13 protein-coding genes are annotated in these 14,148 nt (G+C 60.3%); 7 read left to right on the top strand and 6 right to left on the bottom strand.

Annotated elements, in window-relative coordinates:
• The first annotated feature begins 66 nt into the window (after window positions 1–66).
• From AC5SEM_RS06925 to AC5SEM_RS06915, 3 genes are all read left to right on the top strand, one after another.
• Window positions 67–1,266, top strand: coding sequence for a YbfB/YjiJ family MFS transporter (locus AC5SEM_RS06925; protein ID WP_495472460.1), 1,200 nt, complete (start codon window positions 67–69; stop codon window positions 1,264–1,266).
• Window positions 1,267–1,326: 60 nt separating this feature from the next.
• Entirely contained in the window at window positions 1,327–2,325 is a 999-nt protein-coding gene (locus tag AC5SEM_RS06920; protein ID WP_495472459.1) for an NAD(P)H-quinone oxidoreductase, read from the top strand.
• 112 nt (window positions 2,326–2,437) lie between these two features.
• Window positions 2,438–3,382, top strand: a complete 945-nt coding sequence (locus AC5SEM_RS06915) for an alpha/beta hydrolase (RefSeq protein ID WP_495472458.1) — start codon at window positions 2,438–2,440, stop codon at window positions 3,380–3,382.
• Here AC5SEM_RS06915 and AC5SEM_RS06910 read toward each other — a convergent pair.
• Window positions 3,379–5,190 (bottom strand): ABC transporter ATP-binding protein, encoded by a 1,812-nt coding sequence (locus AC5SEM_RS06910; protein WP_495472457.1) that lies wholly within the window; start codon window positions 5,188–5,190, stop codon window positions 3,379–3,381. The genes AC5SEM_RS06915 and AC5SEM_RS06910 overlap by 4 nt on opposite strands.
• 19 nt (window positions 5,191–5,209) lie before the next feature.
• Between AC5SEM_RS06910 and AC5SEM_RS06905 the strand changes: the two genes are divergently transcribed.
• Window positions 5,210–5,902 carry a hypothetical protein gene (locus tag AC5SEM_RS06905; protein ID WP_495472456.1) on the top strand — a complete coding sequence of 231 codons (693 nt, stop codon included), beginning with the start codon at window positions 5,210–5,212 and terminating at the stop codon, window positions 5,900–5,902.
• A 158-nt stretch (window positions 5,903–6,060) separates the two neighbouring features.
• Window positions 6,061–6,474, top strand: coding sequence for a VOC family protein (locus tag AC5SEM_RS06900; RefSeq protein WP_495472455.1), 414 nt, complete (start codon window positions 6,061–6,063; stop codon window positions 6,472–6,474).
• A gap of 57 nt (window positions 6,475–6,531) precedes the next feature.
• Here AC5SEM_RS06900 and AC5SEM_RS06895 read toward each other — a convergent pair whose 3' ends face one another.
• From AC5SEM_RS06895 to AC5SEM_RS06875, 5 genes are all read right to left on the bottom strand, one after another.
• Window positions 6,532–6,861 (bottom strand): hypothetical protein, encoded by a 330-nt coding sequence (locus AC5SEM_RS06895; RefSeq protein ID WP_016987808.1) that lies wholly within the window; start codon window positions 6,859–6,861, stop codon window positions 6,532–6,534.
• Between the two features lie 151 nt (window positions 6,862–7,012).
• Window positions 7,013–8,038, bottom strand: a complete 1,026-nt coding sequence (gene rtcA / locus AC5SEM_RS06890; RefSeq protein ID WP_495472454.1) for an RNA 3'-terminal phosphate cyclase — start codon at window positions 8,036–8,038, stop codon at window positions 7,013–7,015.
• Between the two features lie 8 nt (window positions 8,039–8,046).
• On the bottom strand, window positions 8,047–8,835 hold the full coding sequence (locus tag AC5SEM_RS06885; protein ID WP_495472453.1) for a nucleotidyltransferase domain-containing protein: 789 nt from the start codon (window positions 8,833–8,835) through the stop codon (window positions 8,047–8,049).
• A gap of 15 nt (window positions 8,836–8,850) precedes the next feature.
• Complete coding sequence (locus AC5SEM_RS06880) at window positions 8,851–10,077, bottom strand: RtcB family protein (protein ID WP_495472452.1); 1,227 nt, start codon at window positions 10,075–10,077, stop codon at window positions 8,851–8,853.
• 336 nt (window positions 10,078–10,413) lie between these two features.
• Entirely contained in the window at window positions 10,414–11,961 is a 1,548-nt protein-coding gene (locus AC5SEM_RS06875) for an RNA-binding protein (RefSeq protein WP_495472451.1), read from the bottom strand.
• A 204-nt stretch (window positions 11,962–12,165) separates the two neighbouring features.
• On the opposite strand from AC5SEM_RS06875, the gene rtcR reads away from it, so the two are divergent.
• Both rtcR and AC5SEM_RS06865 read left to right on the top strand, forming a co-directional pair.
• The gene (gene rtcR / locus AC5SEM_RS06870) at window positions 12,166–13,770 is read left to right on the top strand and encodes an RNA repair transcriptional activator RtcR (RefSeq protein WP_495472450.1); all 1,605 of its coding nucleotides are present in this window, start codon (window positions 12,166–12,168) and stop codon (window positions 13,768–13,770) included.
• 99 nt (window positions 13,771–13,869) lie between these two features.
• On the top strand, window positions 13,870–14,148 hold the full coding sequence (locus AC5SEM_RS06865; RefSeq protein ID WP_495473447.1) for a hypothetical protein: 279 nt from the start codon (window positions 13,870–13,872) through the stop codon (window positions 14,146–14,148).

Here is a 14,148-nt window from a genome sequence, read left to right as displayed (position 1 = left end):
GCTGCATTAACGCAGCAAAGATAGCCGATATGCTGAGCGTCATAAACCTTCCGCGAGATCGCTATCATGCGCACTTCAACCTCCACCGGTATCTGGTTGCCGATCTTTGCTGGCCTGTGCGCCAGCCTGGTCAGCATCGGGCTGGCGCGTTTCGCTTACACGCCGTTGATTCCTGCGCTGATTGAAGCGCAGTGGTTTAGCGCCAATGATGTGGTCTACCTCGGCGCGGCCAATCTGGTGGGTTATCTGATCGGCGCCCTGCTGGGCCGGCCGGCAGCGCGTCAACTCGGCAATAAAAACGCCTTGCGGCTGATGATGCTGATCGTCACCGCCGCATTTTTTGCCTGCGCGTTTCCGTTGTCGGTGAGCTGGTTCTTCGGCTGGCGGCTGCTGTCGGGGATTGCCGGTGGCGCGATCATGGTGCTGGTCGCCGCGACGGTACTGCCGCATGTTCCGGCGGCGCGTAAAGGGCTGGCCAGTGGCTCGATCTTCCTCGGCATCGGTCTCGGCATTGCCGGCTCCGGGACGCTTGTGCCGCCGCTGTTGAGCCTGGGTTTGCAGGCGACGTGGCTGGGCCTCGGGGCTTTGGCCCTGTTGCTGACGGCGCTGAGCTGGTTTGGCTGGCCGTCTGATTTCCTGCACCCGGTCGTTGCACAGGAAACGGTGTCCGCAGAACCGACACCGCGCGGTGTGTACTTGCTGTTCGCCCAATACGCCTTTATGGCTGCCGGCCTAGTTCCGGCGATGGTATTTCTGGTGGATTACGTGGCGCGTGGACTCGGCGCCGGCGCGCATATCGGCGCGCTGATCTGGGTGATGTATGGCCTGGGCGCAATTGTCGGCCCGGTGAGTTATGGCTTTCTCGCCGATCAGCTTGGCGCGCGGTCCGGCATTCGCCTGGTGCTGGTGGTGCAGGCGATTGCCCTTGGATTGCTGGCGCTGACTCACTCGTTTCTGGCACTGGCATTGCTGGCGGTGATTCTCGGTTCATTTCCGCCCGGCATTGTGCCGCTGGCGCTGGCCCGCGTGCATGAGCTGGTGCCAGAGCATCATCGCCAGCAAATCGCCTGGAGCCGCGCCACGGTGTCGTTCGCTACGTTTCAGGCGCTGGCCGGTTTTGCCTACTCGGCGCTGTTCAATGCCAGCGGCGGTCATCACGCATTATTGTTCATCATTGCCGCAGGCGCGATCGTCGTGGCGCTGCTGCTGGAACAAGCCATGAAATGGCTGCCCGCCCCTATTGAGCAGCGCTGCTGTGCACATTGAAGGGAATCATTGCCTGCTCGGCAGGCTCCCACTTACACAACTCAAGCCAAGAGAAACGATATGTCCCTGCCCAATGAAATGACCCGAATCGAAATTACCGAGCCCGGCGGCCCCGAGGTCTTGCAACCGCGACGCGTGCCGCTGCCGGTCGCCGCAGATGGCGAGGTGCTGATCCGCGTCCACGCCGCCGGAATCAACCGGCCGGACGCCTTGCAACGGGCCGGCAAATACCCGATGAAACCCGGCATGAACCCGATCCCCGGTCTGGAGGTGGCCGGCGAAGTCGTCGCACTCGGAGCGGGTGTCAGTCAGTTCGCCGTGGGCGACAAAGTCTGCGCGCTGACCAATGGCGGCGGTTATGCCGAATACTGCGCCGTCCCGGCCGGCCAGACCCTGGCGATTCCCGACGGCCTGGACTGGGTGCACGCCGCCGCGATCCCGGAAACCTTCTTTACCGTATGGGCCAACCTGTTCGGCCTCGGCGGCGCCAGCCGTGGTAAACGCGCGCTGATTCACGGTGGCACCAGCGGCATCGGCACTACCGCACTGATGCTCTGCCGCGAATTCGGTATAGAAGCGTTCGCCACCGCCGGTAGCCCGGACAAATGCGCGGCAATTCGCGATCTGGGTGGCGAAGCGATCAATTACCGCGATGAGAAATTCGCACAGGTCATCGCCGATAAAACCGCAGGCCAGGGCGTCAATGTGATCCTCGACATCATGGGCGGCTCGTACCTCAACGATAACGTCAGCGCCCTGGCGATGGATGGCCGTTTGGTCATGCTCGGCTTTCTCGGCGGCGCGCGGGCCAACGATTTTGATTTGTTGGCAATGATGGCCAAACGCGCGGTCATCACCGGCTCTCTCTTGCGCGCCCGCACCGCTGTCGAAAAAGCCGCGATTGCCGATCAACTGCGTGAGCACGTATGGCCGGCACTGTCTGCCGGGCGCTGTCTACCGATGATCGACAAGGTCTACCCTCTCGCCGACGCCGCTCAGGCTCACGCGCACATGGAGGCTGGCGACCATATCGGCAAGATCGTGCTGCAGGTCGTGTGAGTGTTTGCAGCATTTGGTAATTGTTGCGCCGGGGCGGTGGTCGAAAAACTCACGCGCAGAGCGAGGCATCTGGTAAAAAGCCTTCTTTGTCTGCGCCTGAGTGAAACGTTTAATGTTCCTGTCCTTCATGACGCGTCTGCGCCGCCGCCGTTTGGCGTTCGCCTGCATGGTCGCGCTGATTATCGGCGTGCCGACCAGTTGTGCCGTGCTTGAACACACCGAACGCAAACTGCTGTTTCGCATCGAACCGGGCACGGCCGGCTGGTATCACGGCTTGCCCGGCAGCGTGCAGGAACTCGACCTGCAACCGAAGAGTTTCAAGGCCGGGCAGAACATTCATGCCTGGTGGTGGCCGGCGGAAAAGGCCAATGCGCCGGCCATTCTTTATTTGCACGGCGTACGCTGGAATCTCACCGGGCAACTGTTCCGCATCGAACAATTGCGCGCGGCGGGTTATTCGGTGCTGGCCATCGACTATCGCGGCTTCGGCAAGAGTCACGGTGATCTGCCATCGGAAAGCAGTGTCTACGAAGACGCGCGTGTGGCGTGGGAGCGTTTCAAACTGCTGCAACCGGATCCGGCCAAACGTCTGATCTATGGGCACTCCCTCGGTGGCGCTGTGGCCATCGATCTGGCCGCAGAACTCGGGCAGACCGCCGCCCGCGATCATTCCGCGCTTCCTGTGCGCGGGCTGGTGATCGAGTCCACTTTCACCACGCTGGCGGATGTTGCCGCCTCCGTGGCCAACACTTCCCTGCCGGTACGCTGGCTGCTCTCGCAGAAATTCGATTCGATCGACAAGATTGCCGACATTCATATGCCACTGCTGGTGGTGCACGGTCTGGCCGACGCTTTCGTGCCACCGCGCTTCAGCGAACAACTGTTCAACGCCGCGCAACAACCCAAGCGTTTACTGTTGGTGCCCGGCGCGACGCACAACAACAGCATGGCGCTGGGTGGGCAGAATTATCGCAAGGCGCTCGACAGCCTGATGCAGAGTAAACCGGCCCCTCGAGTGGCCGGACCTACGACTGTTCGCAACGGACGGGACACTTAACGGTAGCCGCGAGCCTGCAAATCGAACAGTTGCGCGTAATGCCCGTCAGCGGCGATCAGTTGATCGTGGCCGCCCTGCTCGAGGATTTGGCCTTGTTGCAGCACGATGATGTGGTCGGCATTGCGCACGCTGGAAAAACGATGGGAAATCAGCAAGGTCATGCGCCCTTCGCTGTGCTGGCTGAAATGCTCGAACACCGCCGCTTCGGCCGCCGGATCAAGGGCGGAAGTCGGCTCATCGAGGATCAGAATGTCGGCTTCACGGCGCATGTACGCGCGGGACAAGGCAATCTTCTGCCACTGCCCGCCAGACAATTCCTGGCCACCGGCAAACCAGCGTCCCAATTGCGTGGCATAGCCCTTGTCCAGTCCTTCAATAAAGGGTGCCGCCATCCCTTGGGCAGCCGCCTCTTTCCAGCGTTGCGCGTCGTTGAACGCCAAGGTATCGCCGACGCCAATGTTTTCTCCGACGCTGAACTGGTAGCGGATGTAGTCCTGAAAAATCACGCCTATACGTCGACGTAGCGCGGTTTCCTGCCAATCCTGCAAATCGCTGCCGTCGAGCAGGATGCGCCCTTGATCAGGGCGGTAGAGCCGGGTCAGTAACTTGATCAGCGTGGTCTTGCCTGAACCGTTTTCCCCTACCAGCGCAACGCTCTTGCCTGGCACCAGTTGCAGATCAATGTTTTCCAGCGCTGGCCGACTGGCACCGGGGTAACGGAAACCGACGTTTTCGAAACGCAAACCATCGCCCGGGCAGGCTCCGACCGTCAGGTGGCCGGTATCGACCTGCACCGGTTCGGCCAGGTATTCATAAAGACTCGTCAGGTAGAGGCCGTCTTCGTACAGGCCGCTGATCGCACTCAAACTGCTGCTCACCGCACTTTGGCCTTGCTTGAACAGCACCAGATACATGGTCATCTGGCCGAGACTGATCTGGCCGTGCACGGCATCGATCACCACCCAGGCATAGGCCACGTAGAAAGCCGCAGTGCCGAGCAGGCCGAGACCGAAACCCCAGCCATCGCGCCGCAACGTCAAACGCCGGTCTTCGGCATACAGCCTGGCGAACGTGTCGCGGTAGCGTTGCAGCAGCAACGGTGCAAAGCCGAACAGTTTGACCTCTTTGATATAGGTTTCGTGGGACAGCAAGGTTTCGATGTAGCTCTGCTGCCGACTCTCCGGCGCGCGGCGGGTGAACAGTCGAAAGGCGTCACCGGAAAAATGCGCCTCGGCGAAGAACACCGGCAACGCGCCGACCACCAGCAGCACCAGCGCCCAAGGGGAAAAGTGCACCAGCAGCACACCAAAGCTGATCAGCATGATCAGGTTCTGAATCAGTCCCAACGACTTCATCACCAGCGCCAGTGGCCGGGTCGAAGCCTCGCGACGGACACGCACCAGTTTGTCGTAGAACTCGGAGTTCTCGAACTGCACCAGTGACAGGGTCTGCGCTTTTTCCAGGATCAGCGTATTGACCTTCTGCCCCAGTTGCACCCGCAACAACGACTGCTGCACCGAGAGTGCCCGTTGTGTGCCGGACAACATTGCCAACACCCCCGCCTCCAGCAACACATAACGCAACACTGGCCACAGCGGCGCACTGCCGTGTTGCGCGTGCAACTGCATCGCCGCCACCACGGCATCGACAATCCGCTGGCCCAGCCATGCCGCCAGTGCTGGCAGCAAGCCGGCCACCAGCGTTGCCAGCACCAACCCCAGAAACAAGCCACGCGACGTTTCCCAGACCAGTCGCATGGCTCGTTGCGCCTGATCGAACAAAGAGGTAATACGCGATAGATCAGGCATGCGGTAATAAGCTCTGCAGATGATGACAGTGGCTCATGGTACTCCAGCGCCACCACTGAACTTCACACCGCAAAGGTTCCTCGGCATACTGGCGCCCTCCCCGACACCACGAAAAGGACTGCGTGTGTTAACCCGCCCCAAAGCTCTATGGATTTACTACCTGATCTGCTGGCTTGCCGCGCTGTCACTGCTGGCGCACATCGTTTTCACTGACTGGAAGCTATTGAAACCGACCGACGTCGGCGGCACCTTGATGGGCGGCATGAACGGGCTAGTGCTCAACGGTGGCTGGCTCATGGCCGTGACGGGGTTGTTGTTGACCTTGATCTTGCGCGCGCCGGGATCGATTTGTGCCTGCGTCGGCGCAGGCGTTTCTACCTTGGGCATTGGCACCTTTTGCTACCTCAACTATCCAGACAATGCGGATCAGTTGATCTATAGCGTCAGTCCAGACGAAATCGGCCGAGCCATGTTGACCGGTGCCGCCTTTCTGGCCTTGGGGCTGTTCCTGCGCCCGCGCTTCAAGACCACCACTCTACCGTCCCGCCCTCTCCTCATCGGCCAGTTCGTCGTGGCACTGCTGATCGCCCTGTTGTTTGTCGGGTTTCCGATAATCAACGCCCTGCAAAAGCCGCTGCCGAGTTGCGCATTCGATAAACAAGGCCATCAATTGTCAATTTGCCTGGGCAACGATCGCGTCATCGTCGATTAAGCAGCTCAGTGCAGTGCTAAGCCCAGCATTTCTCATAAGAAAAACGTCTGTAAGACTCTGCCCGTCCCGACGTCCAACGCTCTGCTATGTTTTAACCGCCATCGCGGAACCCGGCGAACCCTCGCCACGCTCCGCGCCTGACTGCCGGGAGCAGAGAGATGAAAATCAACCCGTACCTGATCTTCAACGGTGACTGCCGCGAGGCCTTCACCTTTTACGAGCAAGCCTTGCAAGGGAAGCTTGAGGCGATGATGACGTTCGGCGAGACACCCGCCGCCGAGCATGTGCCCAAAGAGCATCACTCTCTGATCATCCACACCTGTCTGAAAGTGGGTGATCAGATGATCATGGCCTCGGACACCACGCCCGACCGCCCGACCCAAGGCATGAGCGGCTGCTCGATTTCTCTGAATGTCGACAGCATTGCCGAGGCCGAGCGCGTGTTTAACGCACTGGCCAAGGACGGTCGCGTGGATATGCCACTGGAAGCGACTTTCTGGGCGGTGCGTTTCGGCATGCTGGTGGATCGCTTTGGCGTATCGTGGATGGTCAATTGCGAGAGCGAAAAGTAACCCTGACATTTCCTCAGGCATGAAAAAGCCCAACCTGAAAAGATTGGGCTTTCTGCGTTATCGCTGGGCCAGTTCGTGGCGTACGCATTGTTCGTAATACGTCTGCTTAACCGCCGCCGGCTTGAGCTTCGACGTGCTGTTGTAGGTTTGCTCGGTAATCCCCATCGCGGTCATGCGCATCCACGGTTGCTGGAAGCGGCGCACCTGCAATTGTTTGCGTGCGCCATAAAGCGAGACGCCCGACAACTTCGATTGCTGGGCACCGGCAGCAATGTCCGAGCCCCAGGTGCAGGCAAAGCGATGGCTTTTGCTCAGTTCTTTCGCCTGCACCCCCACCGCGAAAACAGCCAGGGAAAGCGTTGCAACGGTGATGACAATCGTCCGCATAGAGCCAACCTAACCTTTTGAAAAAAGGCGATTTTGCCGGGGAAGCGAAAATCCGGGGGCCAGCAATTTGCCGCCTTTCGCGAGTTTTTTGCGGACGTAAAAAAGGGCGGTGGGATTTCCTGATGAAATCCCACCGCCCCTAGGCGGACTATCAATTGGCGCTGACCTCAACGCGCAATCGATCAGCGCCCTCCTCCCGACAGTCAATGCGAACCGGCAAAAACAACTCTATTACTGCGATATTGCTGTGCAGATGCTCGGTCATGCGCGGCGTAGTGAAGGAGCCGCCACCGGCCAGCGCCATTGGCAGCAGCAACTGATCGGCAAGGTGCTCGGCCACCGCAGCACCACTGCGCAACCAGTCGGCAGCCTGATTGATCGCGGTGTCGGCCACTTTTTCAGCCCGTAGCGACACTTGGCCAAACGCGCTGAACACCTCGGTGACGTGCTCGAATGCGTACTCCAGCAACAACACATTGCCCGGCCCCCGCGCCGGATCGAGCGTGACATGTTGCAGCGCCGCAGGCGGCAGACTCAAACGCTTGGCCACTTGGCTCAACTCACGTTCGGCCACCGTCGGTGCCAGCCCGGCAGTCAGCGCCGATGCCTGTTGCGAAATCGCCTCGCCGCGTTCACACAGGTCCAACCGCGTCAGGTTCGACGGCTGCACGTTCACTTCAATCTCGCCACCGCCTGCCGGGACAAATCCATGTTTCAACAAGTCCAGCTCAACGTTGGCGCCCATACGCCGCAGCAACGGCAGCCAACTGCGCGTGAGGAAATCGGTCGGCGGCGCCAGCGGATTATGCGTGCCACCCGAGATGCGCACCCGACTCGCCAGCGGTGCCCGCAACAGCGCTGGCAACAAGGTCTGCAAAACCAGCGTGCAACTGCCGGCCGTGCCGATGGCGAACTGGTAATCGCCAGAGCGAATCGCGCCGGGTTCAAAGCTCAACGCTTGCGAGCCCAACTGCGCACCGGAAACCGTCGCGCCGCAGACCTCGGCCGCCGCCATGACCGCCGTCAAATGTTGCCTGAGCAATCCCGGACGGCTGCGTTTGGCGCGGATCTGTTTAATGCGAAACGCCCGGCCTGTCAGCATCGACAGGCTCAAGGCACTGCGCAACACCTGGCCGCCACCGATGGCACCGTCCAGTTCTATCACTTCCTGTTTCATTGCATTCCTTACGCGTACAGCCCGACGGTATCCCTGAGGTACTGATCCAGCCGTCGCGAGTCTTCCTGAGTTCTGAGTAATGTGGGCACTTCGCGCTCAAGCTCGGCGGCGATGAACCCGTGCAACGCCGGACGACGCGGCCCGTAGGCGCTCTCGTCGGCATTGCGTTTGAGGGCCAGCAGTTCGTCGATTTCAGCGAGCAGCGCGCGGTCGTCGACGGTGGTCAGCAGGTCGGCGAACGTCATCGGTGGCCGCCCTCGGCCTTGGTCGATCCAGCGCACCGCCAGCAGTGGCCGCAGCACGTAGAAGTACTTCTTGAAACGGACGGTTTCACCTTGCAGGTAACCGCGAAAGTTCTTCTTCGCCATCGACAGATAGTGATTACGCGCCGCTGGCGGGCTGTAGAACGCTTCGGCGAGTTCGCGCAGCTGTGCCACTTGCGCGGTTTCACTGCGATAAACCAGCGGCGAGTCGAGCCACTCCAGCAAGGTCGGATTGGACTTGCGCAACAACCCGAGGGTCTTGCGCAGTTCCCAGCCACTGACGTCGAGTTCATCGTCCAGCGGACGTTCGATCACATCACGCGGCGTATCGACCTGGACGAACCACTCGGGCTTCTCCACATAAACAAACCGCACGTCGTAATCGCTGTCGGTCGAGGCAAAACCCCAGGCCCGGCTGCCTGACTCACAGGCATACAAAACGGTGACATTGCGCTCGCGCTCTATGCGCGCCAGCTCTTCCAGTACCCGCGCACGCATCGTGGCGCACAGCGGATGACGCTCTTGCAGTTCCATGACTTGCTTTCCCTTTTATCCTTTGACGCACACCACCTGACGCAAGGTGTGCAGCACTTCCACCAGCTCACGCTGGGCGTGCATGACTTTGTCGATGTCCTTGTAGGCCATCGGAATTTCGTCGATCACCGCTTCGTCCTTGCGGCACTCCACATGGGCAGTGGCGCGAATCTGATCTTCGACGGTGAAGGTGTTCTTGGCCTTGGTGCGGCTCATGGTGCGGCCGGCGCCGTGGCTGCAGGAGCTGAACGACTCTTCGTTGCCCAGACCGCGAACGATGAAACTTTTGGCACCCATCGAGCCCGGAATAATCCCCAACTCGCCCTTCTTCGCCGACACCGCGCCTTTGCGGGTGACCAGCACCTCTTCACCAAAATGCCGCTCTTTCTGCACGTAGTTGTGGTGGCAGTTGACCGCTTCCAGCGCCACTTCAAACGGCTTGCGAATAATCTGCCGTGTCGCCTGAATCACTGCGCGCATCATCAGTTCGCGGTTCTGTTTGGCGAAGTCCTGCGCCCAACCCACCGCTTCCACGTAATCATCAAAGTGCTGACTGCCTTCTTCGAAGTAGGCCAGGTCACGATCCGGCAGGTTGGCGATGTGCTGACGCATGTCTGCCTGAGCCAACTGGATGAACAGGTTGCCGATGGCGTTGCCGACACCGCGCGAGCCACTGTGCAACATGAACCAGACCCTGTTGGCTTCATCCAGGCACACTTCGATGAAGTGGTTGCCGCTGCCGAGCGTGCCGAGGTGCCCACGGTTGTTGGTGTTGGCCAGTTTCGGGTACTTGTCGGTAATCAATTTGAACCGAGGCTGCAGCCCCGCCCAGGCCTGATCGGCTTGCTGCGGGATTTCATCCCAGGCGCCCTTGTCGCGTCGCGAACGGTTTGAACTGCGGCCATGCGGCACCGCTTGCTCGATAGCGCTGCGCAGACCGAGCAGGTTGTCCGGCAAATCAGCGGCGGTCAGCGACGTACGCGCGGCGATCATGCCGCAGCCGATGTCGACGCCGACCGCTGCCGGAATGATCGCGCCGACGGTCGGGATCACGCTGCCGATGGTCGAGCCCTTGCCCAGGTGCACGTCCGGCATGACCGCCAGATGTTTGAAGATGAACGGCATTTTCGCGGTGTTCATCAACTGCTCGCGGGCCTCGTTTTCCACCGGGACGCCTTCGATCCAGAGTTTGATCGGTTTGCCGTTGGCGACTTCGAGCAGTTGGTAAGTGTGTTCTTTCATGTCTTCATTCTTTATTCATTGGCCGATGATTCGGCGTTGTTCTGTAAGTCGCAGCGACAAAAACACAGGCACTGTGGCTCTGCCAGTTGAGCCCCCGTTGCCGGGGCGGGAGTCGAACCCGCGTTCCGATGTAGTGCCTGTCGCATTCGCTGCCCATCACTGCAAAAAAGGTGGCACGACAAAAGTTGATGACTGTTGCGCGTTGCCGCGCTCCGGACTTAACCGGCCTAAGATGTACAGCCATCAGGCATTCGTGCCGTCACTGGCGCTGACAAGGGCTTGATGAGACGTCTTGGATGTAGTCCCATCGGCATTCAGCGCCGGTGATCAATCAATTCATGACGCGCTTTCGATCGCCTCGACCCAGTGCTGCGCACTGTATTGGCCGCTGGTGAACTGCTCGATCACGTCGAACACCGCATCGCTGAAACCGCCGACATTCAAGATGTCATCGCGATCCGCCACTTGTGTTGCAAGGCCTGGCTGGATATCGATGCACACCAGCCGGGCGTGTGGGTTGAGCTTCTTGATCCGCTCCCATTGGCGCATCGTCTCGCTGGCGCCGCGACGCTGCGCATCGATCCACGATTCGTTGTCCGAGACCATGATCAACGTATCGACCCTGGCCTTGCTGTCCGCCAATCTTTTCAGCGGTGCCGAGCAGTTGGTGCCGCCGCCAAAAATGCCGGCGAGCTTCTCGGCGTTGCTGATCACACTGTCACGCGGGTTGAGCTGGATATCCACCACGTTGATCTCGAACGGCATGACCCGGGCAGCCGGCTGCTTGCGCAAGACCGCTGCGGCGACCAGCGCCGCCACGTCGATGCAGCGCACCTGCGAGGTCGCACCAGGACGATAACCGGTTACCGGGCTGCCCATCGAACCCGACACATCCGGGCAAACCACTACCGCCCCCTCAAGCGTGGGCACGTTGGCCAGCGACAACTCCAGCGCCTCCTGCAAGGCGTCGCGGATCGCTGCCGGGATGTTTTCGCCCATCATCCGATAAGCCGACAACAACTGGTACGGATACACCCGCGCCTTCGCCACTTCCTGTGGATCGGCCAACCGCGCCGCGACATATTCGATGCAACCCGGCACTTCAAACGCACCGTGGCGCGCCAAGGTGTTGAGGTTGATGCGCAACCCCTGCCAGCCCATATTGCGGGCTTGATGGGCCCATTGCTCCTTGCTCAGTGTTTCGTTGCCGAGCAACTGAAACGGCACCGCTGGCACTTCATCACTCGCGCCGCTGCGAAACGCCAGCAAATCGCGAGTCAGCTCCGGCAAGGCCTTTGCCTCCACCGGTTTGCCGATCAACCAGGCGAAAAACGCTTCACGCCACGCTTCGGCAGGTTTCGGGTGAACCATTTTCACCACGTCCGCCAACGACGGTTGATTGCCGATCGACGCTTGCAGCAGTTGCCGCTCGGTCGCGCTGTTCAGCCAGTTCTGCACCAGACGCTTGGGTTGCGAGCCAAGGGATTTACGTCCGGTGGCACCACTACGGAGGATCTGCACAAAGTTGCGCAGCATCTTGCCGCTGTCGATGACTTGCTCGAAAACCTCTGGCACCAGACTTGAACGCTGCGCGGTCAATGCCGCCAGTAACAATGCCGGCATGTCTTTCATGTGACCTTTCTTGCGAGCGTAGATCGCAGCTTTCGCCACGAAGCGACTGTCGAGCTCGGCCACCAGCTTCAGCACTTGATCCAGCTGACTTTCTGCGGAGGCGTAGAAGGTCTGGTTCAGGCAACCGGTGACTGCCAATTGCGCCAGTTGGTGCTTCGGGCTGTAGGCATAAGCGCTGGCACCGGAGGCGTTCAAGGTGTCGCAGGCCGGCAGGTGATTCGATTGCGTGTTGAAGAGAGTTGAGTTGGCCATCTTGGCGTCTCGCTGTGTTGTCCTGTTCGTTGCGATAGGTATTGCAGCGGCTGTGCCAGCTTTTGATTTCCAACGAAAAATATTTACAACTTATTGATTTACAACGTTTTTATTCTTTATGTCGTATTTCATCGAATCAACTGACGACAAACCCTTCGCCGAATAATTATCATTGGATATCGTTTTTTATCTTTTGAGATAAACATGCCAAACAAGCAAACCGTCGCCATCGGATTTATCGGTGCCACCCTTGATCGCGTCGGCAAGGGTGCCAATCGCTGGAGCCATTGGCGCCCCAGCGTAGGCCTATGCCAACAGCAGGACGTGTTGATCAACCGGCTCGAGTTGATTCACGGCATCGACGCCCGTGACGTCAGCCTCGCCGAGCGGGTACGCGTCGACATCCAGCAGGTTTCGCCAGAGACCGAAGTGCGCCTGCACCCGATGTCATTGCGCAACCCATGGGATTTCGAAGAGGTCTACGGCGCACTGCACGACTTCACCACCGCCTACGATTTCGACACCGAGCGCGAGGATTACCTCGTCCACATCACCACCGGCACCCACGTCGCGCAGATTTGCTGGTTCCTGCTGACCGAGGCGCGCTACTTGCCGGCGCGGCTGATCCAGACCTCCCCCGCCAAGCGCAACAGCGAAAGCGATCACGCCATCGGCACGCATGCCCTGATCGATCTCGACCTGTCGCGCTACGATCGCATCGCTTCGCGCTTCGCCAACAAGCGCCTCGAAGGCCTGGAGTTCTTGAAGTCCGGCATCGCCACACGTAACGCCGCCTTCAACCGCTCGATCGAACAGATCGAGCGCGTGGCCGTGCGCTCGAAGGCGCCGATGCTGCTGATCGGCCCGACCGGCGCCGGCAAATCCTTCCTCGCCCGACGCATCTACGAACTCAAACGCAGTCGCCATCAGATGCAGGGGCGTTTTGTCGAGGTCAACTGCGCCACCTTGCGTGGCGATGGCGCGATGTCGGCGTTGTTCGGCCATGTCAAAGGCGCCTTCACCGGCGCACAGAATGCTCGCGACGGCCTGTTGCGCGCTGCCGATGGCGGCATGCTGTTTCTCGATGAGATCGGCGAACTGGGCGCAGACGAACAGGCGATGCTGCTCAAGGCGATTGAAGAAAAACGCTTCTTTCCACTGGGCTCGGACAAGGAAGTCGAAAGCGATTTCCTGATCATCGCCGGCACCCACCGCGACCTGCGCAGCCGAGTCGCTGACGGCTTGTTCCGCGAAGATTTGTACGCGCGCATCAACCTGTGGACGTTCGACCTGCCCGGCCTCGCCGGCCGCCGCGAGGACATCGAACCGAACATTGATTTCGAGCTGGAACGCCACGCCCGCGAACACGGGCAACTGGTGCGCTTCAATCTGGAAGCCCGGCGCAGTTATCTGGCGTTCGCCAGCGCTCGCGAGGCGGCGTGGCTGGGCAACTTCCGCGAACTGTCGGCGTCGATTACGCGCATGGCGACCCTCGCCGACAGCGGACGGATTGATGAGGCGCAGGTGCAGGAGGAGATCGACCGGCTGCGTTATGCCTGGGGATTGGCGCAACCGCAGGCGATTTCAGGAGAGTTACCGGGGGACGCCGAAACCATGGATCTGTTCGACCGCTTGCAATTGAAGGCAGTGATCGAGGTGTGCCGGCAGGCGGACAGCTTGTCCGACGCCGGCCGCCGGCTGTTCGGAATATCGCGCCAGGCCAAGGCACAAGCCAACGACGCCGATCGACTGAGGAAATACCTCGGCCGGTTCGGGCTTGAGTGGAGCCAGATCGTCGACCTCACGTGACAAGAACAGCAGCGACTGACCGCCCGTCCAGCAGCGGGCACCTTCGCTCGCCGGGTGCTTCCAATGATCACCATCCGCTTCGACCGGAAGACACCCATCATGAACAGCAAAATTGCAGCGATCACCCTGGCCGGCCTGCTCGCGGCCTGCCCGCTTTTCGCCTCGGCAGCCACGAAGACTGCTGACGAGTCTGCCGCGCCACCGACCGCGCTTCCCGGCGTGAATCAGGCCGGCAAAGCGCAATCCAGCGCCGACAAGGCCGACAAGAAAGGTGAAGAGGCGTCGGGCTCGAACTCCGGCGCCGAGTCGCATGAAACAGCCAAAGATGCTGCTACTTCGAGCGACTCGGAAGACCTCGGTAAATCGCCGAAACCTTGA

The sequence above is a fragment of the Pseudomonas sp. CH61 genome (assembly GCF_059429415.1).
The sequence above is the reverse complement of the archived record's forward strand: the minus strand, read 5'-3'. Positions and strand labels throughout refer to the sequence as shown.